The sequence below is a fragment of the Psychroserpens mesophilus genome, assembly GCF_050617655.1.
GTDB lineage: Bacteria > Bacteroidota > Bacteroidia > Flavobacteriales > Flavobacteriaceae > Psychroserpens > Psychroserpens mesophilus_A.
On sequence record NZ_JBODQC010000002.1, the window covers coordinates 462,562 to 486,632 of the forward strand.

At 33.0% G+C, this 24,071-nt stretch carries 17 protein-coding genes; 11 read left to right on the forward strand and 6 right to left on the reverse strand.

Annotation, left to right across the window (positions count from 1 at the left end):
• Positions 1 to 26 precede the first annotated feature (26 nt).
• The 7 genes from ACRHNM_RS06390 to ACRHNM_RS06420 all read left to right on the forward strand — a co-directional run bounded on the left by ACRHNM_RS06390 (position 27) and on the right by ACRHNM_RS06420 (position 14,126).
• Positions 27 to 5,693 carry a choice-of-anchor L domain-containing protein gene (locus tag ACRHNM_RS06390; RefSeq protein WP_431134829.1) on the forward strand — a complete coding sequence of 1,889 codons (5,667 nt, stop codon included), beginning with the start codon at positions 27 to 29 and terminating at the stop codon, positions 5,691 to 5,693.
• A gap of 72 nt (positions 5,694 to 5,765) precedes the next feature.
• The gene (locus ACRHNM_RS06395) at positions 5,766 to 8,096 is read left to right on the forward strand and encodes a choice-of-anchor L domain-containing protein (RefSeq protein WP_431134831.1); all 2,331 of its coding nucleotides are present in this window, start codon (positions 5,766 to 5,768) and stop codon (positions 8,094 to 8,096) included.
• A gap of 86 nt (positions 8,097 to 8,182) precedes the next feature.
• Positions 8,183 to 10,126 carry a BatA domain-containing protein gene (locus ACRHNM_RS06400; protein ID WP_431134833.1) on the forward strand — a complete coding sequence of 648 codons (1,944 nt, stop codon included), beginning with the start codon at positions 8,183 to 8,185 and terminating at the stop codon, positions 10,124 to 10,126.
• Positions 10,123 to 11,379 carry a dihydroorotase gene (locus ACRHNM_RS06405; protein ID WP_431134835.1) on the forward strand — a complete coding sequence of 419 codons (1,257 nt, stop codon included), beginning with the start codon at positions 10,123 to 10,125 and terminating at the stop codon, positions 11,377 to 11,379. The genes ACRHNM_RS06400 and ACRHNM_RS06405 overlap by 4 nt, the downstream gene beginning before the upstream one ends.
• 12 nt (positions 11,380 to 11,391) lie before the next feature.
• Positions 11,392 to 11,718 (forward strand): hypothetical protein, encoded by a 327-nt coding sequence (locus ACRHNM_RS06410; protein ID WP_431134837.1) that lies wholly within the window; start codon positions 11,392 to 11,394, stop codon positions 11,716 to 11,718.
• Between the two features lie 3 nt (positions 11,719 to 11,721).
• A complete protein-coding gene (locus ACRHNM_RS06415; protein ID WP_431134839.1) occupies positions 11,722 to 12,369 on the forward strand; it encodes an alpha/beta hydrolase in 648 nt (215 codons plus the stop codon).
• 35 nt (positions 12,370 to 12,404) lie between these two features.
• Positions 12,405 to 14,126: an FAD/NAD(P)-binding protein gene (locus ACRHNM_RS06420; RefSeq protein WP_431134841.1), complete on the forward strand. Its 1,722-nt coding sequence runs from the start codon at positions 12,405 to 12,407 to the stop codon at positions 14,124 to 14,126.
• Between the two features lie 5 nt (positions 14,127 to 14,131).
• Here the strand turns inward: ACRHNM_RS06420 and ACRHNM_RS06425 are convergent, their stop codons facing one another.
• Complete coding sequence (locus ACRHNM_RS06425; RefSeq protein ID WP_431134842.1) at positions 14,132 to 14,647, reverse strand: hydrolase; 516 nt, start codon at positions 14,645 to 14,647, stop codon at positions 14,132 to 14,134.
• Between the two features lie 9 nt (positions 14,648 to 14,656).
• Entirely contained in the window at positions 14,657 to 15,418 is a 762-nt protein-coding gene (locus tag ACRHNM_RS06430; RefSeq protein ID WP_431134844.1) for an MBL fold metallo-hydrolase, read from the reverse strand.
• 94 nt (positions 15,419 to 15,512) lie between these two features.
• Here ACRHNM_RS06430 and ACRHNM_RS06435 point away from each other — a divergent pair, with 94 nt between their 5' ends.
• Complete coding sequence (locus ACRHNM_RS06435; RefSeq protein WP_431134846.1) at positions 15,513 to 16,964, forward strand: TonB-dependent receptor; 1,452 nt, start codon at positions 15,513 to 15,515, stop codon at positions 16,962 to 16,964.
• A 150-nt stretch (positions 16,965 to 17,114) separates the two neighbouring features.
• On the opposite strand, the gene bcp is transcribed toward ACRHNM_RS06435, so the two are convergent.
• Positions 17,115 to 17,570 (reverse strand): thioredoxin-dependent thiol peroxidase, encoded by a 456-nt coding sequence (gene bcp / locus ACRHNM_RS06440; protein WP_431134848.1) that lies wholly within the window; start codon positions 17,568 to 17,570, stop codon positions 17,115 to 17,117.
• A 35-nt stretch (positions 17,571 to 17,605) separates the two neighbouring features.
• Between bcp and ACRHNM_RS06445 the strand changes: the two genes are divergently transcribed.
• Entirely contained in the window at positions 17,606 to 18,265 is a 660-nt protein-coding gene (locus ACRHNM_RS06445) for an endonuclease III domain-containing protein (protein WP_431134850.1), read from the forward strand.
• 27 nt (positions 18,266 to 18,292) lie between these two features.
• On the opposite strand, the gene ACRHNM_RS06450 is transcribed toward ACRHNM_RS06445, so the two are convergent.
• Together ACRHNM_RS06450 and ACRHNM_RS06455 are read right to left on the reverse strand one after the other, a co-directional pair.
• Entirely contained in the window at positions 18,293 to 18,436 is a 144-nt protein-coding gene (locus tag ACRHNM_RS06450) for a hypothetical protein (protein WP_431134852.1), read from the reverse strand.
• Positions 18,437 to 18,525: 89 nt separating this feature from the next.
• Positions 18,526 to 19,110, reverse strand: coding sequence for an RNA polymerase sigma factor (locus ACRHNM_RS06455; RefSeq protein ID WP_323789840.1), 585 nt, complete (start codon positions 19,108 to 19,110; stop codon positions 18,526 to 18,528).
• A gap of 230 nt (positions 19,111 to 19,340) precedes the next feature.
• Between ACRHNM_RS06455 and uvrA the strand changes: the two genes are divergently transcribed.
• A complete protein-coding gene (gene uvrA / locus ACRHNM_RS06460) occupies positions 19,341 to 22,124 on the forward strand; it encodes an excinuclease ABC subunit UvrA (protein WP_431134854.1) in 2,784 nt (927 codons plus the stop codon).
• A 10-nt stretch (positions 22,125 to 22,134) separates the two neighbouring features.
• Here uvrA and ACRHNM_RS06465 read toward each other — a convergent pair whose 3' ends face one another.
• The gene (locus tag ACRHNM_RS06465; RefSeq protein WP_431134855.1) at positions 22,135 to 23,202 is read right to left on the reverse strand and encodes a DUF3667 domain-containing protein; all 1,068 of its coding nucleotides are present in this window, start codon (positions 23,200 to 23,202) and stop codon (positions 22,135 to 22,137) included.
• Between the two features lie 181 nt (positions 23,203 to 23,383).
• Between ACRHNM_RS06465 and ACRHNM_RS06470 the strand changes: the two genes are divergently transcribed.
• Positions 23,384 to 24,070, forward strand: coding sequence for a hypothetical protein (locus tag ACRHNM_RS06470; protein ID WP_431134857.1), 687 nt, complete (start codon positions 23,384 to 23,386; stop codon positions 24,068 to 24,070).
• Position 24,071 lies beyond the last annotated feature (1 nt).

Consider the following 24,071-nt stretch of genomic DNA (forward strand, 5'->3'; position numbering starts at 1 on the left):
CTATTTATTATAACTATAGGTTATAAATGAAGATATTAAAGTGCTTGTGTGTTGGACTCTTTATATGTTCAATTAATACATTATCAGCACAACAAATTTCAACGGATAGCTCTTCAACCCTAGAGGCTTTAATACAGGCTAACTTAGGGCAAGGCTGCGTGGATATATCTAACGTTTCTTCTTATGTAAATGGTCAATCTGATGGTATTGCCAGTTATGGCTCGTTTGACAAAGCAAATTCAAATTTTCCTTTTCAAAACGGAATAATTTTATCTACTGGAAATATTGATTCTGCTGGTAATAATCCAGACTCAAACACATTGAATGAAGGTTCTAGTAATTGGACTTCAGATCCAAACTTAGAAGATGTTTTAGGGATTTCTGGCACTCTGAATGCCACATCAATCGAGTTTGATTTTTTATCTACAACCAGCCAAATATCTTTCAATTATATTTTGGCATCAGAAGAATACAATACAAACTTTCCGTGTCAGTATTCCGATGGTTTTGCTTTTCTAATTAAACGCGCAGGAACTTCAGATCCTTTTGTTAATATTGCTTTAATTCCTGGAACCTCTATACCAGTAAACACCAACACCATTCATGATGAAATTGTTGGTTTTTGTCCTGCAGAAAACGAAACGTATTTTGAAGGTTATAATGTAGGAGATACTAATTATAATGGAAGAACCACTGTTTTAAACGCTACTGTAGACATTCAACCAAATGTATTACATCGCATAAAACTTATTATTGCTGATCAAACTGATCAAAATTACGATTCTGCAGTTTTTATTCAAAGTACCAGTACGCTTTCATCTGTAGACTTAGGACCAGATACAAATACCTGTGCACAAACTCTAGTTCTCAATGGCGATGTTAATAACGACCTTGCCATTTATAAATGGTATAAAGACGGACAAATTATTCCTGGTGTTACAACACCTACATATCAAATCTCAGAATCTGGAACCTATCGTGTGGAAGTTGACCTTCAAATAAATAATAGCTCATGTGTTATTGAAGATGAAATTGTAGTTAACCTAGGTTCGGAACAGGATATTAACGTGCTTCCAAATTATATCCTCTGTGATGATGCTTCTAATGATGGTAAAGCCGTTTTTGATTTAACAACAAAAAATAATGAAGTTTTAGCATTGGTACCTCCTGGAAATTATGATATCAGTTACCATTTAAGTGATTCAGGAGCTATGACTGAAACTGGAACGATTACAACACCTTGGGAAAACACGACTAATCCACAAACCATATACGTTAGGGTTGAAGAAATAAATACGGGTTGTTTAGGATTTACAAGTTTTGATTTAATTGTTAATGAATCTCCTATATATAATCTGCCTTCAGACTTAAATATTTGTGATGACAATGTTCCTGATGGTATTACACTTATTGATCTTGATGATACTGCTTCTGAAATTTTGTCTGGAAATCCTGACCTTGTGGTCTCTTATTTCACTTCTCAGACAGAAGCTGAAATAGGCTTAAATCCTGTTGGAATTCCATATGTTAACACAAATCCAACTGAAACTTTATTCATAAGAGTACAAAATAATGTTACTGGCTGTTTTGATGTAACTTCAATCAATATTTCTGTTTTAGAAAAACCCGTAATTAATCCGGAAATTCAATGGATTACTGCTTGCGAAACTGATAATGACGGATTTGAAATCTTTGATATCACTTCAGTTGTAGATGAAATCCTTCAAGGCATAACCGGAGTTTCAGTAAGTTTTTATGAAACAACAAGCGATGCCCAAGATGACACCAATCCTATTCCAGATCCTACAGCTTTTCAAAATACAACACCTGACTTTCAAATCGTTTATATAAAAGTTACAAATAACACTACAGGTTGCTCTTCAATTATGCCTATTGAACTTCATACCAACATTGTAGAATCTGGTTTTGATACAAGTGATTTTGGCGTTTGTGATGATGCTTCCAATGATGGTATTGCTAATTTCAATCTGAACCAAGTAGAAACAACCTTATTAAACTCCTATGAAGGTTTCGACATTTCTTTCTATGAAACAGAAAACGATCAACTCAACAATACTAATGCGTTAAACAAAACGGTTCCTTATACAGCTACTTCTATTATTACTACAATTTATATTGCTGCCACACTTGATTCATGTGTTCAATTTAATGCTTTAGAACTTGTTATTCATCCTGCAATTGAAATTCAAAATTTAAACAGTGTTGAATATTGTGATAATGACTTTGATGGTTCAACAGCAATCTTCCTGTCAACTTTTGATGAGTATGTAAGTACTGGAATTGACTTTCCTAATGCTAAATATTATCTCACTGAACAAGACGCTTTAGACAATGAAAACCCTTTACCACAAAACTATACCAATACAGTAAACCCAATAACAATTTATACAAGAGTTACAAATACTCAAACAACTTGTTATGATATTTCGCCTTTAGAAATCTTAGTTATCGATCCTCCTGTTGTCATGCAACCGACTGATATGATTATTTGTGATGATGACCAAGATGGCTTTTCTGTTGTAAATTTAGAAAGTCGAATTCCTGAAATTGTATCAGACATTACAGACTTATCATTTACATTTCATTTAAACTATTCTGATGCAGATAGCGGAACAAATAGCATTCCAACACCAAATAGCTTTAACAGTGAAACGCAAACCATTTATGTAAGAGTAGAAAGTTTAATCACGACCTGTCATAACATTGTTGAATTTGATGTTATCGTAAACACGTTACCTGTATTTACTCCTATATCTACATTTATTACTTGCGAAAGTGATGGAGATGGAATTAATGATTTTTACTTTAATTTAAAAGATGAGGAAATTTTAAATGGGCAAACAGGAAAAGATGTTCTCTATTTTGAAACAGAGCAAGATGCCATCAACAGAGTTAACAGTATCGATAAAAACCTTCCATATCAAAACGTATCTAACCCACAAACCATCTATGTAAGAGTCGAAAACATTACAGATATCAATTGCTTCGGAACGTCTTCTTTAGTTATTGAAGTGGTTCAGTTTGTAACTTTTAACCAACCAACAGATATTGTCATTTGTGATGATAGCTCTAACGACGGATTCGAAACTTTAGATTTAACTCAAAAAACTCAGGAAATCAGCAATAGCATAAATTTAAATCTGGACATTTCTTTTCATTTGAGTTTTGAGGATGCTGATTCTGGTATAAATGAACTCCCTCTTAACTACACTAATGAAATCAACCCTCAGCTACTTTACGCCAGAATTGAGAATGACATTCTCTGTCCTGTTGTTGCTGATTTTATAGTAAATATTGTTCAGGTTCCTGAAATAAATCCTACTCCAGATTTAATTGGTTGTGATGATGATTATGATGGTGTGATTGCATTTGATTTAACACAAGTAGAAACAGAAGTTTTGGATGTTAGAATTGACGACATTAGCATTACTTACCATGACACTTTAGATGATATTGAAAATAACGCAGGATGGATTCAAACTCCAGAGAACTATACAAACACTACCAATCCGCAAACGGTTTATATTAAAGTGACTAACACGCTCTCAAACTGCTATAGTCTTGAAACGATAAATTTATCGGTTAATTTACCGCCTCCAATTAATGAGTTTGAAAACTACAATACATGTATCAATTCCTCAAACAGTTTTGATTTGAATGAAATTAACGCTGTAATTGTCGACGATAATACTGATGTGATTTTGAGCTATTACGAATCACTCACTGATGCTCAAAACAATTCTAATACTTTGAATACAAACTACACCTACTCCAGTCTTAATGATAACCTCTATGCACGTATAGAGTCTGCAACAACTGGTTGTTTTTATGTTTATCCTTTTCAACTTGTTGTTAATCCGTTGCCAATTGCTAATCAGCCTCCAGATTTACAGGCCTGTGATGACAATTCAAACGATGGTATTGGAATTTTTAATCTATTTACTGTAAATAGCGCTGTGCTTGGCACTCAGGATGCTAATGAATTTACTGTAACTTATTTTAACTCTGAAGCTGAAGCCGACTTAGGAATCAATCCTGTAACTTATAACTATCTGGGACAAAATGATGAAACCATTTTTGCACGTATTGAAAATAACATAACTGGATGTTATAGTTTGACTCAGTTTCATTTAATACTCAATGTTCATCCTAATGAACCTTCTGCAATTACCAATTGCGATACAGATTATGATGGCATCACTAATTTTGATTTAACACAAGCTGAAACAGAGCTTTTTGACACTATAAATCCTGATCATGTTATTTCCTATTTTGAATCTGTAGAAGATCTTCAATATGGTGTCAACGAAATTACAAATCCTTCAAACTATACTAATCTGTTCAATTACCAAACAGTATATATTAAAGTTTTTAATGCAATTGCTAACTGTTATACATTTGTTCCTTTAGAATTAGAGGTCAACTTACCTCCTGCCATTAATGCTCAAAATACATTTGAATTATGTGATAATGATAATGGAACAGTTATACTATCAGACATTAATTCGTTCTTATTAGAACAAACAATAAATGTCAGTGTTCAATATTATACTACTGAAACAGATGCTTTCAACCAAACCAATCCATTAAACGACGAGTACGAATACCAATCGACCAGTGATACTCTTTTTGCTCGTGTAGAATTTTCAACAACGCATTGCTATCATATTCATGCATTCAATCTAATTGTCAATCCGCTACCAATGGCGTTCACGCCAGATGACCTTACAATCTGTGATGATAATAATGATGGTTTTTATGAATTTGATTTATCATTGCAGAATTCTATGGTACTAAACGAACAAAATCCTAGTGATTTTACTATTTCCTACTACAATAGTTTAACAGATGCTGAAGATAAAACTAATGCCTTAAATACTATTTATCAGGCCAGCAACGGAGAAACCATCTATGTTCGGCTTGAAAACAATCTGACCAGTTGTTTTGACATCACGTCTTTTGAAATTGTAATACATCCTAAACCTATTGTTGATATTGGCTCTCAGGTGATTTGTTTAGAAAACCTGCCTCTAATTGTAAATGCCAATACCAATCAAGCTGGCGATTCCTATGTATGGTCTACAAATCAAACAACTCCTCAAATTGAAATCACAGATATTGGTACGTATTCGGTTACTGTAACCTCTCCTTTGGGTTGTGAAACTATTGAAGTATTTACGGTTACCGAATCGGAAGCCGCAACCATAACCACAACAGAAAGTATTAATTTTTCAGATCCTAATAATGTGATAGTCACTATTAATGGCATTGGCAATTATCTTTATCAATTAGATGATGATCCTGCTCAGGAATCAAACGTATTTGAAAATGTAAGCTTAGGAAACCATACCATTACGATTATCGATTTGAATGGTTGTGATTCCATTACTAAAGATATTGTAGTAATTGATGCTCCTAAATTTATGACGCCAAATGATGACGGTCGTTTTGATACCTGGCACATCACTGGTGTCGAAGCCCTACCTGGCACCATCATTTATATTTTTGATCGCTATGGAAAACTTCTTAAAACGCTAACGTCTAATTCTTCAGGATGGAATGGCTATTATAACGGAAACTTAATGCCTGTGTCTGACTACTGGTACTTAGCTAAAGTAAAAGATGGTCATAATACTTTTGAAGTAAAAGGCCATTTTGCATTACGTTATTAATTTAGTCATATTAACACTTTTTTGGTAATTTAAATTTGTGCTATGCGTATCTTTGCAATCGAAAAATTGCAAATGAAACGAATACTCTTTCTTACTTGTTTTTTAATGAGTTTGACTGCTCTTGGACAAAATATTCAGGTAGATAGTCAGAGCTTTACAGCACAACAACTTATTGAAGACATTCTTATTGATAGCGATTGTATTGAAGATGTTGTGGTTACAAACGTTGTTGGAGGCAATTTTAATAATTCTGATCAAAGCTATGGTTATTTTGATGCTTCAGGAACCACATTTCCGTTTCAAAGTGGAATAGTATTAAGTACAGGTCGTTTATCTAATGTTCCAGGACCAAACAATTCTTTAAGTGATGATAATGCTGATGGATGGACAGGTGATTCTGATTTAGAAAATGCTTTAAATGAAAATAATACCATAAACGCTACAATACTCGAGTTTGATTTTACATCAATTGCATCACAAGTAAGTTTTAACTATTTGTTTGCTTCTGAAGAATATCAGGAAGGCAACTCAAACACCTGTCTGTACTCAGACTTATTCGGATTTTTAATCCGACCAATTAATGCGCAGCAATACACCAATATTGCGCTAGTTCCTAATACACAAACACCTGTTAAAGTAACGACTGTACATCCTGAAATTCCTGGTGGCTGCGAGGCTGAAAACGAATTTTACTTTGAAAGCTGGAATGGCAATAATACACCTATAAATTTCAACGGACAAACAAAAGTACTTACTGCTACAGCTGATGTCATCCCAAATCAAACATACCATGTGAAACTCGTTATTGCAGATGAACAAAATTACAGATACGATTCGGCAGTGTTTTTAGAAGCTGGAAGTTTTCAGCTCTCTACAGATTTAGGTCCTAACCGACTGTTATCAACGCAAAACGGACTTTGTGAAAACGAGACCTTAGTTCTCGATGCATCTCAAACAAACAGTGATAGCTTTAAATGGTTTAAAGATGATGTAGAACTCACTACCGAAACGAATGCAACCTATACTGTTACTGAAGGAGGCACTTACAATGTTGAAGTCACACTCAACAATAATTGTATATCTTATGGAGAAGTTATAATCGAATATTCTGATAATCCCGTAGTTTTTGATACCGTTTTGATTGAATGTGATCAAAATCAGGACGGTTTAACACAATACAACCTTTTTGATACTGAAGAAACAGTTACAAATAGCGATAATTCAATTTTTATTGAAGACTTTTTCTTAACTGAAACCGAGGCACTTCAAAATGTAAATGCTATTCTTAATGCTGATAGTTTTGAAAACACAACTCCTTTTCAAATTGTTTATGCTCGTGTTGAAAATCAGGAAAGATGTTTTGATATTGCTGAAATAGAACTTCAGATTTCTAATAACATCATAAATATCCCAACCCTTGAGGCTTGTGACAATGATATGATTGATGGTTTTACAACTTTTGATTTAACTGAAATATCAAATTCCATTCAAAATCAAATTCCTGCTGGAGCCAATGTATCTTTCTACGAAACTGAAAGTGATGCTTTTCAGGAAACCAATACTTTGAGTACTAATTATGAAAATATTATTCCATATAATCAAACCATTTTTGTAAAAGTAGAAGCTAATAATCAGTGTTTTTCTATTGCTTCTGCAAATCTGGAGGTATTGTACACTCCTGAACTTATTGATGATGAACAGTTAATTTATTGTTTAAATTCATTTCCTGATACCATCACGCTTTTTGGAGGTGTACTTAACGATTCACCAAGTAATTATTACTATGAATGGCTATTAAATGGTGTAACAACCTCTGTTGATACTTCATTTAACGACATTAACGAACCAGGAGTTTATACAGTTATAGTCACAGATCCAAACGGTTGTTCTTCCAGCCGAACCATAACGGTTAATCCTTCTAACCTTGCAACTATTGAAGACATTTATATTCAAGAAGGCATGAGCCACAACACCATTACTATTGATGTTTCTGGTGAAGGTGTTTATGAATTTGCTTTAGACGTTTTTGGAGTCATCTTTCAGGAAAGTAATGTATTTACTAATGTTCCTCCAGGATTTCATACTGTTTTTGTGAGAGATCTTAATGAGTGTGGATACATTAAACAAGACATTTCAGTTCTGGGATTCCCAAAATTCTTTACGCCTAATGGAGATGATTTTAATGAGCGATGGCATGTGTATGGCGTTAATGCTAATACGAATCAAGGTATTGATGTTAAAATTTTTAATCGCTACGGCAAATTGATAACACAACTTGACCACCTGAGTCCTGGTTGGGATGGTACATTAAACGGGCAACCATTACCTTCATCTGACTATTGGTTTATTGCAACTCTTATTGACGGACGAACCTTTACTGGTCATTTCACTTTAAAACGTTAATTTTCTCAAAAGCTAAGGCTACAAATCCCTTATCATTTTCTATATTTGAGCATTAATATAATGCACAAAAAAATCATAATTTAGGAATGCAGTTTAAACATCCAGAAATTCTCTACGCTTTACTCCTGCTTATCATTCCTATAATTATTCACTTATTCCAGCTAAGGAAGTTTAAAAAGGTCCCATTTACAAATGTTCAGTTTTTAAAAGAACTGACCATTCAGACACGAAAAAGTTCGCAACTAAAAAAATGGCTCACCTTACTCACCAGAATGCTTTTGCTCGCTTGCATCATCATCGCTTTTGCTCAGCCTTATTTTTCAAATTCTGAAAGTTTCAACACAAAAAGTGAAACCGTTATTTATCTTGATAACTCCTTCAGCATGCAAGCACAAGGTAATAATGGCACGCTTCTTAATAGAGCTGTTCAAGATATTATTGAAACCATTGATGAAAATGAACCTATTTCTTTGTTTACCAATGATGCAAACTTTTACAATACAAGCGTAAAAGCTATTAAAAATGATTTGATTCAATTGAAACACTCTCCAAATCAATTGGATTATGATGCAGCTGTATTAAAAGGGAAAAATGTATTTTCTGATGATAATAGCTCGATAAAAAATTTAGTATTGATTTCAGATTTCCAACAAAAGGAAGATCTGCTTACTGTGGTTAAGGATAGTACAACGGTTAAGGATAGTACAACAAATATAAAACTGGTTCAATTAAAACCAGCAAGCACAGCTAATATTGCTATTGATAGTTTATTTATTTCAAAATCTACTGTAGAAAATTTAGAATTAACGGTAAGACTCAAAAATCAAGGAGAAGCTATTGAAACCTTACCAGTATCATTGTTTAATGATGATAAACTTATTGCTAAAAGTGCTGTTGATATTGAAACTGAGGCAAGTACTGTTTTTACAATTCCGGCAAATACAGTTTTTAATGGAAAAATAACTATTGAAGACACCAACCTTCAATATGATAACGAATTGTATTTTAACATTGACCAGCGTGAACCAATTAAAGTTTTATCTATCAACGAAGTTGATGATACTTTCCTTAAAAAAATCTATACCAGTGACGAGTTTGATTATACTTCAACACCATTTAATGTGCTCAACTATAACCTAATTGAGGATCAGAATTTAATTGTTTTAAACGAATTGAAAGAGATTCCTACTTCATTAATTACTGCTTTGAAAGCATTTACAAACAATGGCGGAGTTGCATTAATTATTCCTTCAAATGATATATTATTAAAATCTTATAATCAATTATTTAACAATTACAATGTATCAGAATTAGACTCCTTAAACCTACAAGAAAAAAAAGTTACAACGATACATTTTTCTCATCCATTACTTACCAATGTTTTTAACAAACAAATTAAAAATTTTCAGTATCCCAAAGTAAATTCATTTTACAATACGAGATCAAATTCAGGAGCTGCTGTTTTGAGTTTTGAAGATGGCTCTCCTTTTTTATCTCAATCTGAAAACATTTATCATTTTACAGCAGCATTACGTACAGATAATTCTAATTTTAAAAACTCACCTCTCATCGTTCCTGTACTGTACAACATTGGTAAACAAAGTTTGAAAGTGCCTAAACTTTATTATACCTTAGGTAAAGAAAACAACATCGACATTCCAACTAAACTTCAGCAGGATGATATTTTAACGTTGGTCAATGGCGAGAATTCAGTGATTCCACTCCAACAAACATATACCAATAAAGTCGCCTTAAAAACCAATGATTATCCTAATTCATCTGGCATTATTGCAGTTCAAAACAAAGATACTTTCTTAAAAAACTTGAGCTTTAATTTTAATCGGAATGAAAGCAATCTCGCCTATTATGATTTAGCTAACATAGAAAATGCTACAGTAAACGAATCGATTTCAACCACCATAAATGATATAAAAAGTGCTACAAATGTTAATGAGCTATGGAAATGGTTTGTTATTTTTGCATTAGCTTTTTTAATTATTGAAATGCTCATCTTAAAATTCCTGAAATGAATGCACTTGTAAAATCTGCCACAATAGTTGACCCTAAAAGCGATTTTCACAATAAAACGGTCGACATCTTAATTGAAAAAGGTGTCATTTCTAATATATCAAAACGCATTTCAAATCCTAAAAACTACAAAGAAATCAAACTCGATGACCTTCATGTTTCGCAAGGTTGGTTTGATAGCAGTGTGAGTTTTGGTGAACCAGGTTACGAAGAGCGTGAGACCATTGAAAACGGACTTAAAACTGCAGCATGTTCTGGATTTACTTCAGTTGCTGTAAATGCAAATACAAACCCAGTTATAGACTCTAATGCTGATATTTCTTTTTTAAAATCGAAAGCAGAAAAACGCGCTACCAACCTCTATCCTATTGGAGCACTAACTCGAAATAGCGAAGGAAAAGATCTCGCAGAACTATTTGACATGAAAAACGCTGGAGCTGTCGCCTTTTATGACTACCAACATCCTATAAATAATCCAAATATGATGAAACTAGCCTTGCAATATGCTAGTAATTTTGACGGACTTGTGTGCTCTTTTCCACAAGAATCCAAAATTAGTGGATTAGGTGTCATGAATGAGAATGTCACAAGCACATCTATTGGGTTAAAAGGAAATCCTGCCTTGGCAGAAGAACTACAGGTCGCCAGAGATTTATTTATTTTAGAGTATACAGAAGGTAAACTTCATATTCCAACGATATCTACTGCAAAATCCGTTGAACTAATCAGAGCAGCAAAACAAAAGAAATTAGATGTAACCTGCAGTGTAGCTATACATAATTTAATTTTTACCGACGAGCAACTCACAACCTTCAATACGAATTTTAAAGTATTACCACCTTTAAGAACGCAAAACGATATTGATGCATTAATTAACGGTCTAAAAGATGGCACCATTGATATGGTAACAAGCGACCATAATCCAATTGATATTGAAAATAAAAAAATCGAGTTTGATTTTGCAAAATATGGAACTATCGGACTAGAAAGTGCATTTAGAGCATTGAACTCTGTTTTTACTTTAAAGAAAACTATAGATTTACTAACTAAAGGCAAACAACGTTTTGGGATAGAATCACATACTATCACTGTTGGAAATAAAGCCGATTTATCATTATTTAACCCAAATGGCAGTTCTGTTTTTACAAAAAATCAGATGCTTTCAAGGTCAAAGAATTCGATTTTTGAAAACAAAATATTAAACGGAACCGTTTATGGTATCATTGCAAAGAATCAAATGATACTCTCTAATTAACTACATGTAATCATGCAAAACACATCAAATAACGATAGCTTAGCAATTGTAGCTTATATCACTTTAATTGGCACTTTAATAGCATTCTTCATGAATCGCGAAGAACGAAATCCATTGGTATCATTTCACATTCGACAAGCGTTAGGCTTATGGCTGTTACAAATGGTTTTAGGCTACTTTATTGGCGCCTTTGATAGTTGGATGATTTCTACATCATTTTGGGTGTTTTTTATAGTTCTTTTCCTCTACGGTATTTTTGGTGCTGTAGGTAAAAAAATGAATGAAGTCCCTGTTCTGGGTCCTTTTTTTCAAAAGCTATTCGCTACAATCGGACAATAAATTATGAATTTAAGTTTACACCACATCACAAGACCTTCTACATTAAAAGAAAATGCGCCATTATTAATCATGTTCCATGGCTATGGCAGTGATGAGAATGATTTGTTTTCATTTGCTCAAGAATTACCAGAAGAGTTATTTATCATTTCCGTTAGAGCTCCATATCCAATGCAACCTTACGGAAACGCTTGGTATGCTATTAATTTTGATGCCAATCAAAACAAATGGAATGATGTAGAACAAGCCATTGATTCACGAGATAAAATAGCAGACTTTATTGATCAAGCTTGCGCAGAATATCCTGTAAATCAAAATAATGTAACCCTTCTAGGTTTTAGTCAAGGAACCATTTTAAGTTATGCTGTAGCGCTCACTTATCCAGCAAAAGTGAAAAATATTATTGCTTTAAGCGGCTATGTTAGCCAAGACATGCTAGAAGAAAATTTTGAAAACAAAGACTTTACTCATTTAGATTTTTATTGTTCACATGGAAGCGTTGACCAGGTAATCCCTGTAGATTGGGCAAGAAAAGCACCACAGTTCCTTAGCAATTTAAAAATTAAAAACACCTATTCTGAATTTCCGGTAGGTCATGGTGTAGCGCCTCAAAACTTTTATGAGTTTAGAAGCTGGCTTGAAAAGAGAGTTTAAATTTCTTTTAGGCTTAACCCTGTAATTAATAACGAATGAACACTCTTGCTATAATTGGCATTGGTCCACGTGGCTTATTTGCTTTAGAAAAGCTACTTCAAAACCTGAGTGTTTTTAATAAAAAATTAAACATAATTGGTTTTGAACCTATAGACAACATAGGAGCAGGTGACGTTTGGATGACAAATCAAGACGCATCAAACTGGGCAAATATTTCAGAAAGAGCATTACAGGATTTAAAAGGCAGACCAGAAATAATCTATAATAAAGATGTCATTCAACCATTTCCAGCTTATAGTGATTGGGCTAATACCTATCAACCTGATTCTAATCCAGATATATTTCCTCTTAGGTCTAAAATTGGAAAGTACTTAAATGAGAGATATAATTCTCTAGAAATTCAAAATCTTTATTCTATTACATTTAAGTTGATACAAGAAAAAGTTTTAGCAGTTAAACCTGTTAAAAATAAACTGCAAGTATTTACTGACAATGAAAATTATTATGACGTTGATGATGTTTTGATTACCATAGGACATCAACCTACTAAACTCTCAACTCAAATGAAATCATGGAAAAAACACGCTTCCATGCATGAAAATTTACAAGTTTATGAGAATAGTTATCCACTATCACAATTTGAACATTTAGATAATGAAACGGATATCGTAATTGGAATTCGCGGATTTGGTCTTTCAATGGTGGATGTGATGAGAGGGTTAACAACAAGCACATTTGGAAGATTTAAAATAACGAATTCGGAAACCTTTAAAACGGTATTCATAGATAATCCTGACAAAAAAATTCTTTTAGTTCCATTTTCATTAGATGGCAAACCACTTGCACCAAAACCACTTAACAACATAATTGATCAATTATTTAAACCCACTGCTAAAGACCTTATCTCTCTTAAAACTCAAATTGAATCTGTAGCGCGAACTAATTCAGAAGCTTCCAACATTAACTTCTTAATTGAACCAGTAGCTAACATCTCCACTAAAATCTTTAGTAATTCTAACCTCAATACGAAATCACATGCTTTACACAAAAATCAATTACAAGAACTTATATTGAAATGGTTTGAAAATGAAGATATAGACCATAAATTGATTGCCAATAAAAAGACATACTCAACGTATGCATTGATAAAAAAATATATTGACATGGCTTTGTATAAGGACAAAATCAGCCTTGATTATTGTTTGGGTCAAGTATGGAGACACTGTCAACCAACATTGTATCAATCTTTATCGCATTCTAAACTAAAGAAGGACCTCCTCAAAAAAATAATAGATCTTGATGAAAGGATCAAACGCTACTCGTATGGACCTCCAATTGAAAGTATGCAACAAATGGTCGCGCTTATAGAGTCTAAAGTATTAAACTTAGATTATATTAACGACCCTAAAATAGAGCTAAGTGACAAAGGTTGGAATCTAATAAATTCTAAAAACAATAGTATTAAAACCACACTAATGATTGATAGCGTTTTAGATGCTCCAAAATTATTAAAAGTAGATTCAGCGTTAATTAAACAGCTTCTGAATGATGATTTAATTCAACCTATTCATTCAGAATTAGGCATTGAAACCGATTCAAATGGAATTGTACAAAGTGCCTGTGTAACATATAATTCTAAAATTTCTTTATTGGGTCGATTATCTAAAGGTAGCATTATCGGAGCTGATTCAATTTTAGAATGCTTTGGAAAACAAGTTGAAGATTGGGCAAAAAATTATATTAAAAATTTAACTTAAAAAATTTAATTTGGTTGATATAATATAGCTTTTATGACTTCAAACTTAAGCTGTTTTTGATTTTTAATAGCCTCAATATCATAAGACAATAGCATTTCACCCCAATATTCACCATCGGTAAAACTAGCTATAATCCATTTATGATTCAGCATTCTAATTTGATCAATCAACATTTTTTCACCTGTCATTGATGCATAAGGAACCAAAGGATGGTCTTCAGTTTCATAAATATTGAGATTCATCAACTCATCTTTTATAAATGGAACAAATTCTGAAATTTTAAAACCTTGATTTTCCCAATAAATCATAGCATCTTCATTGGTATCAAATTTAAACGTATATAAATCTGAAACAACATTATCTTCCATCAGCCTAATGGAATCCTTAAGTTTTTTATTAGCTTCCATGTAATTGGTAAGCTTCTGGTCGTAGCCTTCAATAATACTTTTAGAATTAACAAATTGAAAAATCACTAATAATAAAGTGAAAATAAATAAATACATGAAAAGTCTTTGTTTCATAATCGATGTTTAAAGTTCTAATTGTAAGTTGTCATATGCCAAAAAAACGTTTTTAGGAAGCTTTTGTTGTACGTCTTCATGAAAACCTAAGTAATGGCTAATATGTGTTAAATAAGCTGTTTCTGGCTTCACCTTTTCAATAAATGCCAAGGCTTCAGCTATGTTAAAATGTGATATATGTTCTTTTTCTCTTAAGGCATTTACAACAAGGATCTTTACTCCGTATAATTTCTGAGTTTCTTCATCTGAAACTGTTTTCATATCTGTTAAATAAGCAAAATCACCAAAACGGAAACCAAAAACCTGAAGTTTGTGATGATATCCATTAATTGGAATCACACTCAAATTCCCAAGTCGAAACGGTTCATTTTTAATTTCATACTGAACCACACTCGGCACACCTGGATATTTATCTTTAGTTGTAAATATATAATCAAAACGTTTTTGTAATTCTCCCAACACACGCTTATGCGCATAAAACGGAATATCACCTTGTCTAAAGTAAAAGGGTCTGATGTCATCTAATCCTGCTGTATGATCAGCATGCTCATGTGTAAAAATAATGCCATCAATTCTATTGCAATTGATTCGGAGCATTTGTTGTCTGAAATCTGGTCCGCAATCAACCACGTAAGCATAATCGTCCCATTCAACTAAAATTGAGACTCTCAGCCGTTTATCTTTAGGATTTGTACTTAAACAAACAGGATGATCACTTCCAATGACTGGAATACCTTGTGATGTACCTGTACCTAAAAATGTAATTTTCAATGTCTGTTAATTTAAAACAAAAATAAAACTAATTTTTTTACTTATACCTCCTATTTTAATACCTTTGTAATGTTGACAAAACCCAGACTAAAACATGGAGATAACCTTAAAAGGAGATAGAGAGTTTGATCAGATTCCTTCGTTGCGAACAAAATGTTTACGAATTAATCTAAATGAAAATATCTACGGAACATTTGCAGAAATTGGAGCTGGCCAAGAAACTGTTCGTCAGTTTTTTAGAGCTGGTGGAGCTTCAGGCACTATTGCAAAAGCAATGTCGGCCTACGACAAAGCTTTCAGTGATGCCATTTATGGCATTGAGGATGATAAACGTTATGTCACTGAAGCACGTTTACGTAAAATGTTAGATCATGAAATTGATTTAGTTGAAGAACGCCTTTCTAGAGAAGAACATCCTAATAAAATGTTCTTTACGTATGCAAATACTGTAGCAACAATTGACTTTGCTAAAAAATACAAAGGACACGGTTGGGTTGGTATTAAATATCAAGTTGATGCAAATCAAGCCTACAATGAAATTGTACTCCACCTACGTTTTAAGGAAACAGATGCTAGATTACAACAAGAAACACTTGGTGTTTTAGGTACCAATCTAATTTATGGTGCTTTTTATAAATATAATGAACCAAAAAAGCTATTACGCTATCTATACGATCATTTAGACAAAGATCAAGTTGAAATTGATACCATCAATTTTGCTGGTCCAGTATTTGAAGATGTTGATAACCGTTTAATGAGTTTACAACTTGTTAAAAATGGAATGACTGACGCTGTCATGTTTGCTCCTGATGGAAATAATGTACTGCCTGCAAAAGTTCTTTACAAGAAAAACATCTTGACCTTACGTGGTAGTTTCAGACCTGTAACGAAAGTAAACATGGACATGTATAAGAAATCTTATGACATGTTTATTAAAGAAAATAAAGTTGATGCAGACAAAACGCAAGTCATTTTTGAAATCACCTTGTCTAATCTTAGAGCTGAAGGAGAAATTGACGAGCAGGACTTTATGGATAGAGCCAAATTATTATGTTCTCTTGGTCAAACCGTTTTGATTTCTAATTTTCAGGAATATTATAAACTTGTTGAATACTTCTCTCAATATACCAAAGCGAGAATGGGATTAGCAATGGGAGTTAATAATCTTGTAGATATATTTGATGAGAAATATTATCGTCATTTGAGTGGTGGCATCCTTGAAGCCTTCGGAAAATTATTTTTTAAAGATTTGAGAGTGTATCTATATCCAATGCAAAATGATGATGGAACCATTACAACAAGTGAAAACCTGAAAGTACACCCACGCATGAAAGAACTTTATAAGTTCTTTAAATATAACGGAAAAGTAGTTGATATTACAGATTACGATGATACCATTTTAGCCATTTTCTCAAGAACAGTTCTTAAAATGATAGCTGATGGTAATGATGACTGGGAAAAAATGTTACCAGAAGGGGTTGCTAAATTAATTAAAGAAAAGAGTTTGTTTGGTTGTGAAACAGAACAAGCTTATTTAGGAGACTAAACTATAAATAGCACATATAAAAAAACCTCTTGATAAATTTCATGAGGTTTTTTTATTTAATTTATAAGACATTCACCCTGAATTTATTTCAGAATCTTAAACACGTCATACATAATGAGCTGTCGAAAACCATCGACATGTAGAAACATACTAATCAGCCAATATCTGAGCAGTATGGTCTTTAGTTTTTACTTTGGTAATCACATCTTCAATAACACCATTTTCATCAATTACAAATGTTGTTCTATGAATACCATCATACTCTTTACCCATAAACTTTTTCGGACCCCAAACACCAAAAGCTTCAATGACTGCTTTATCTTCATCTGCTATTAAAGGGTATTGAAAGCCATACTTATTTTTAAAATTAGATTGCCTTTTAGCACTATCTGCACTTACGCCTAAAATTTCGTAGCCTTTCGACTGAAAACGTTCGTAATTTTCATTTAAATTACAAGCTTCAGCTGTGCATCCTGGTGTGCTCGCTTTTGGATAAAAGAAAACAACTAATTTCTTTCCTTTAAAATCTGCTAAAGAAATCGTGTTTCCTTCTTCATCTTGAGCTGAAAAATTTGGAGCCTTGTCTCCTGCTTTTAATTGTGTCATAATTGTTAACTTTACTTTTTGTAAAAATACGACTTATGACCAAACAAGAAAAGGTAGATTTTGTTATTAATACGTTAAAAGAATTATACCCAACGATACCTATTCCTCTGGAACACAAAGATCCATACACCCTATTAATTGCAGTTTTAATGTCTGCCCAAAGCACAGATGTTCGTGTCAATCAAATTACACCTCTTTTATTTGCTGAAGCCGATAATCCGTATGATATGATTAAACTTTCTGTTGAAGACATCAGAGAGATTATAAAGCCTGTTGGCTTATCACCAATGAAGAGCAAAGGCATTCATGGGTTGTCTCATATTCTTATAGAAAAACATGATGGAAAAGTTCCGCAAACTTATGAAGCATTAGAAGCTTTGCCTGCTGTTGGACATAAAACTGCAGCAGTTGTCCTATCTCAAGCATTTGGCATTCCTGCTTTTCCAGTAGACACACACATTCACAGATTAATGTACAGATGGAATTTGACCAATGGAAAGAATGTAGTACAAACTGAAAAAGATGCCAAACGGTTGTTTCCTAAAGAGCTATGGAATGATTTACACCTTCAGATTATTTGGTATGGACGCGAATATTCACCAGCAAGAGGCTGGGATTTAGAAAAAGATGTGATAACTAAAACTATTGGTAGAGCTTCCGTATTGAAAGAATACTATAAAAATAAAAAGTCCTGACGACTAACGAATCAGGACTTTTCAAATTTAATTTTGGAGCGCTTCAAACTCCAATTCATTATAATGTATAACACTTAAAGCCTTAGAATAATTTAAAAGAAAATCTATGGTTTCTTTTTTTGGGTTAAGGTTGTCTTTTTTTTGGGGACATTCTGAGTAAAGTTTTGCCATTTTACGTTATTTTGTTAAAAAGTTTTGCCATTTTACGTTATTTTGTTAAGTTATATTTCAATAAACGTATGAAAACTTTACTTATTGTATCAATTTGTTAAAATGATATTATTTTTATCAATAACCTTTCTTAAATTAATGAGTGCATAACGCATTCTACCTAATGCAGTATTGATACTTACACCAGTACGCTCAGAAATTTCCTTGAAGCTCATATCCTTGTACATACGCATTACTAATACCTCTTTTTGATCTTCCGGAAGCTCTTCAATAATTCTTCGTAAATCACACTCAACCTGATCTTTAATGAGTTGTTTTTCAGCGTTTAAAGCATTATCACCTAAAACAGAAAAAATACTAAATTCACCCGAATTGTCAAATTTTGGCATTCTGTTATTCTTTCTAAAATGATCAATAACTAGATTGTGAGAAATACGCATTACCCAAGGTAAAAACTTTCCTTCTTCATTGTATTTACCCAGTTTAAGATTTTTAATGACCTTAATAAAAGCATCCTGAAAAATATCTTCAGTTATATCTCTATCAAATACTTTTGAATAAATAAAACTGTAAATGCGTTGTTTGTGTCTGTGAATGAGGACTGACAGAGCGCTTTCGTCTCCATCCATGTAGTTTCTTACTAAAACAGCGTCCGTGATAAGTTCGTGTCTCATAATTATTACTTTATTGCAAAGAATAAATCTTAGCTTGGGGTTAAACTTTATAAAGTAATATTATGAAATAGGCTTCTCTGTTTTAATGCGTTATGATTTCAAATATAACAACAATCATTCCGAAATTCCAAAAAAAAGTAACAAACTTTAACATTTTAATCCGTTACAATCCATTTTATTTCACCAAATACTTATAGTATCTTTGCACATCTTAATTTGCTCAAACTCCTATGTATACTAACATTTCAGACATAAATCCGAAGGAAAATATCATTATTAAAGGTGCAAAATTGCATAATTTAAAAAATATTGATGTTGTAATTCCAAGACAAAAACTTGTTGTGATAACGGGTTTGTCTGGTTCTGGAAAGTCTAGTTTAGCATTCGATACCTTATATGCTGAAGGCCAAAGACGCTATGTTGAAAGTCTTTCAAGCTACGCAAGACAGTTTTTAGGCCGACTCAATAAGCCAAAGGTAGATTTTATAAAAGGCATAGCTCCTGCTATTGCCATTGAACAAAAAGTGAATTCTACAAATCCAAGATCGACCGTTGGGACATCTACCGAAATTTACGACTACTTAAAGTTATTATTCGCCAGAATTGGAAAAACCTATTCACCAATATCTGGAAATTTAGTAAAGAAACATCGTACAAAAGATGTGTTAGATTTAGTCAAGTCTTTTAATGAACGAGAAAAACTCCTCCTCCTCGCGCCTATTGTTTTAGAAGAAGGCCGAACAATGGAAGACAAACTCAATGTTTTAAAACAACAAGGCTATGCAAGAGTTCAACACAAAGAAGAAGTCTTAAGAATTGACGAAGCTGTTGAGCAAAAACTAAAAAAAGATATTTTTCTTGTTGTTGACCGTATCGTGGTGAAGCATGAAGATGATTTTTATAACCGATTAGCTGATGCAATTGAAACAGCTTTCTTTGAAGGTAAAGGCACCTGCATTATTGAATCTCTTTCAGATCAAAAGCGTGTGGATTTCAATAACAAGTTTGAATTAGACGGCATGACTTTTCTAGAACCTAATGTACATTTGTTTAGCTTTAACAATCCTTATGGAGCTTGTCCAAAGTGTGAAGGATATGGAGATATCATTGGCATTGACGAAGATTTGGTAATTCCTAATACAGGCTTATCTATATATGATAATGCCATTTTTCCTTGGAGAGGAGAAAGCATGAGCTGGTATAGAGATGTCCTGGTAAACAATTCTCATAAATTTGATTTTCCGATACACAAACCTTTTTTCAAACTAACACCAGAACAAAAACAACTGGTTTGGGATGGAAATCAGCATTTTGAAGGTCTAAATTCTTTCTTTTCTGAATTAGAATCCAAAGCCTACAAGATACAAAATCGTGTGATGTTATCACGTTACAGAGGAAAAACAAAATGTAGCTTATGCCAAGGAAAACGACTTCGTGCTGAAGCCAATTATGTCAAGATAAATAATACAACAATTACTGATTTAGTTGAAATGCCTCTTGATAAATTGGTAAATTTCTTTGAAAAATTAGAACTCAACACCTATGACACTAAAATTGCTGAACGGCTATTAAAGGAAATAACAAACCGATTGTCATTCCTTTCTAACGTAGGCTTAGATTATCTAACGCTAAACAGGAAATCAAATACATTATCAGGTGGAGAAAGTCAACGTATTAACTTAGCTACTTCATTAGGAAGCAGTTTGGTTGGCTCTATGTATATTTTAGATGAACCTAGTATCGGATTGCATCCAAAAGACACTCAAAAACTTATTAAAGTTCTAAAGGCTTTACGCGACCTAGGCAATACTGTTATTGTTGTTGAACATGATGAAGATATCATGCAAGCGGCTGATGAAATTATTGATATTGGTCCTGAAGCTGGTACGTTTGGAGGTGAAGTTGTAGCCACCGGAACCTTTAAAGACATACTAGTTTCAGAGTCTCTTACAGCAAAATACCTAAACGGTCAACTGGAAATTGAAATTCCAAAACAACGAAGAAACTCAAAGTATCATGTTGATATTATTGGAGCTCGTGAAAACAATCTTCAAAATATCGATGTCACATTTCCTCTTGAAATGTTAACTGTTATTACTGGTGTTTCTGGAAGCGGAAAAAGCACATTAATTAAAAAAATATTATTTCCAGCATTACAAAAGAAATTAACCGATTTTGGAGATAAACCAGGTCAGTTTACAGAATTAAAAGGCAATTTTAGCAATATCAAGCATATTGAGTTTGTAGATCAAAATCCTATCGGACGTTCATCGCGTTCTAATCCTGTGACGTATATAAAAGCTTACGACGACATACGCGCGTTGTATGCAAAACAGAAGCTGAGTAACATTAGAAATTATCAAGCTAAGCACTTTAGCTTTAATGTTGATGGTGGACGATGTGAAACTTGTAAAGGTGAAGGTGAAGTTACTATTGAAATGCAATTCATGGCAGATGTACATCTTACCTGTGAGACCTGCAATGGCAAACGGTTTAAAAAAGAGGTTTTAGAAGTTTCTTTCAATGGTAAATCGATTGATGATATTTTGAATCTTACTATTGATGATGCCATTTCCTTTTTTACTGAACATGACCAAAGTAAAATTCAAGCTAAGTTACAGCCTTTACAGGATGTTGGTTTGGGATATATAACGTTAGGCCAAAGTTCTTCTACACTTTCTGGTGGTGAAGCCCAACGTATTAAACTGGCTTCGTTTCTTGGAAAAGGCTCAAAAAGTGATAATGCCTTATTTATTTTTGATGAACCTACCACTGGTTTACATTTTCATGATATTAAAAAATTACTCAAGTCTTTTCAGGCACTTATTGAAAAAGGACACTCTATTATTGTTGTTGAACACAATATAGATCTTATTAAATGTGCAGATTATATCATCGATTTAGGACCAGAAGGCGGAGAACGTGGCGGAAAACTTATAGCTCAAGGAACACCTGAAGAAATCGCCAATAACAAGAATTCAATTACAGGAAGTTTTTTAAAGGAAAAACTTTAGATCTTGTGTATCAATAAAACATAAAAGAAAAGAATAAAACAAAACCTGAAACTATAAGCAGTACAGGAAAGAATAGCATAGTCGTTAAACTTCCTTTTAAAAAGCTCTTAAACCAACCTTGTTGGTAGAAACGTTTAAGAGCTATTATCAAATAGAAAAACACAGATAAAACAATTAAAAAATCTATTGAATCTGATATATCAGTAATATAATTGATACATAAAACAATACTAAACACGGTAAATAAAAACGCAAAATAGTAAAAACTAAACACCAAATGGTGTGCATAACGACCTCGTTTTCTATAAAATAACTTCAAAAGCAATGCAAAAATTGGAAGTATAAAAAACATGGCAATTGGAGCTGTATCATAAAAAGCCAGCAATACACTTCCGCCTTGTTTAGATTTCAGAAACTTTAAGCTTTGTTTGTATAACCGTCTTTTAAAGGCTCCATCACTTTCTTTCAATCCCATTGCCTTAAGGATTTCTGTCTCTGGTGCATTAACGTCAATTAAGGAGTCAATGTCATGACCAGCTAAACTAATATTGTTTTTTTTAAGATTAAACTCTTTGTCATTTACCATAGAATCAATCTCTTTGTCTGTCATTCCTGTTAAAAATGCATTTTTTTTGAGTGCTAATCTAGCTTCTTCTCTCGAAATTGAATCTGATATTTGTTTTGCTTCTATCTCTTGAGTAGTCAGAGAGTCTTTAACTGTGTTTTCTTTAAAAGCTTCAGACAGCCCTTTATCCATAACTTCTGCTTGCTCATTAGCTTTGTATGAAAATAAAAAGAAGAAAACCACAGCTATAAATAAGTACATCTGAGCAGGATGTAAATACAACAAACGCTTCCCTTCTATAAATTTTGCAGCTAAATAACCTGGCTTGATAAGTAAAGGCACAAAGCTTTTGAAAAAACGCGCATCGAAGGAGAAATAATTGCTAATCGTATTATAAAACAAGACTCCTAATGTGAGTTCGTCTTTTGCTTTTTGACCACAATAAGGACAAAACGAATAACCTTCATTAAACTCCTGTTCACAATTTGAACACTTAACGGTATCTTTTTTCATTAATAAGGATTGGCTTGTATAAAAATAAGAAAAATTGAGCAATACTAATCAGCACAATACATATTAGCATTCAGCACATTATGTTTTTGGCATACAAATTGGTTTAATTAAATCAAATCATACAGACCGAAAAGTTTTCAAACGAGTTGAAAACGAAGGTAAAATCTAAAAACCTATAATTATGAAAACGCAATTACTTTTTATGGCATCGATGTTAATAGGATTGACATCAGCAACAGCTAGAACAGCAGGACATGCTGTTTCGAATGGGGAAGATTTTAAAACGGCTCGTTATCGTTTTGCCGAACCTATCATGTTTATTGAACGTGGTGTAGAATTTCTAATTTTTCCAGATGGAAGTTTTGATTTCAATACTGAGATTAAAAACAATACATCAAATGTGTATTACAGAATTAATACAAAAAGAAATTCTGTTAACAGAACCTATGGAGCTCCTGGAACTGTAAATAGAGCCCACTATACTTATTCTGGTTCAAGAGGTGTAATGGTATCACATGATACCAACGGACAAGTCCGAAGAATTGGAAATGTCTTTATAAACTACGACAGAGAAGGACGAATCAAACGTGCTGGTTCAGTTTATATGAGTTACCAAAGAGGCAATGGATTGCTAAGACAAGTTGGTGGATTAAACGTAACCTATAACCGTAGAGGAGAAATTGTTCATATGTCTGGTATTGTGAATCCGTTCAACACAAACTTTAACTATGGTGTCGCTTTTGGACATGTAGGAAACAGTTTTATTTACCTCAATGATATAGATCATTATGATGATGATTACTATTATTATAGAAAGAATGGAACCGTCAAAAAAACGAGAAAGCATATAAAGTTTAAACAATCATAGC

Excerpts from the sequence above, each read along its gene's own strand:
- ACRHNM_RS06390 (WP_431134829.1), top strand. The coding sequence starts at position 27 with ATGAAGATATTAAAGTGCTTGTGTGTTGGACTCTTTATATGTTCAATT.
- ACRHNM_RS06395 (WP_431134831.1), top strand. The coding sequence starts at position 5,766 with ATGAAACGAATACTCTTTCTTACTTGTTTTTTAATGAGTTTGACTGCT.
- ACRHNM_RS06400 (WP_431134833.1), top strand. The coding sequence starts at position 8,183 with ATGCAGTTTAAACATCCAGAAATTCTCTACGCTTTACTCCTGCTTATC.
- ACRHNM_RS06405 (WP_431134835.1), top strand. The coding sequence starts at position 10,123 with ATGAATGCACTTGTAAAATCTGCCACAATAGTTGACCCTAAAAGCGAT.
- ACRHNM_RS06410 (WP_431134837.1), top strand. The coding sequence starts at position 11,392 with ATGCAAAACACATCAAATAACGATAGCTTAGCAATTGTAGCTTATATC.
- ACRHNM_RS06415 (WP_431134839.1), top strand. The coding sequence starts at position 11,722 with ATGAATTTAAGTTTACACCACATCACAAGACCTTCTACATTAAAAGAA.
- ACRHNM_RS06420 (WP_431134841.1), top strand. The coding sequence starts at position 12,405 with ATGAACACTCTTGCTATAATTGGCATTGGTCCACGTGGCTTATTTGCT.
- ACRHNM_RS06425 (WP_431134842.1), bottom strand. The coding sequence starts at position 14,647 with ATGAAACAAAGACTTTTCATGTATTTATTTATTTTCACTTTATTATTA.
- ACRHNM_RS06435 (WP_431134846.1), top strand. The coding sequence starts at position 15,513 with ATGGAGATAACCTTAAAAGGAGATAGAGAGTTTGATCAGATTCCTTCG.
- bcp (WP_431134848.1), bottom strand. The coding sequence starts at position 17,570 with ATGACACAATTAAAAGCAGGAGACAAGGCTCCAAATTTTTCAGCTCAA.
- ACRHNM_RS06445 (WP_431134850.1), top strand. The coding sequence starts at position 17,606 with ATGACCAAACAAGAAAAGGTAGATTTTGTTATTAATACGTTAAAAGAA.
- ACRHNM_RS06450 (WP_431134852.1), bottom strand. The coding sequence starts at position 18,436 with ATGGCAAAACTTTACTCAGAATGTCCCCAAAAAAAAGACAACCTTAAC.
- ACRHNM_RS06455 (WP_323789840.1), bottom strand. The coding sequence starts at position 19,110 with ATGAGACACGAACTTATCACGGACGCTGTTTTAGTAAGAAACTACATG.
- uvrA (WP_431134854.1), top strand. The coding sequence starts at position 19,341 with ATGTATACTAACATTTCAGACATAAATCCGAAGGAAAATATCATTATT.
- ACRHNM_RS06465 (WP_431134855.1), bottom strand. The coding sequence starts at position 23,202 with ATGAAAAAAGATACCGTTAAGTGTTCAAATTGTGAACAGGAGTTTAAT.
- ACRHNM_RS06470 (WP_431134857.1), top strand. The coding sequence starts at position 23,384 with ATGAAAACGCAATTACTTTTTATGGCATCGATGTTAATAGGATTGACA.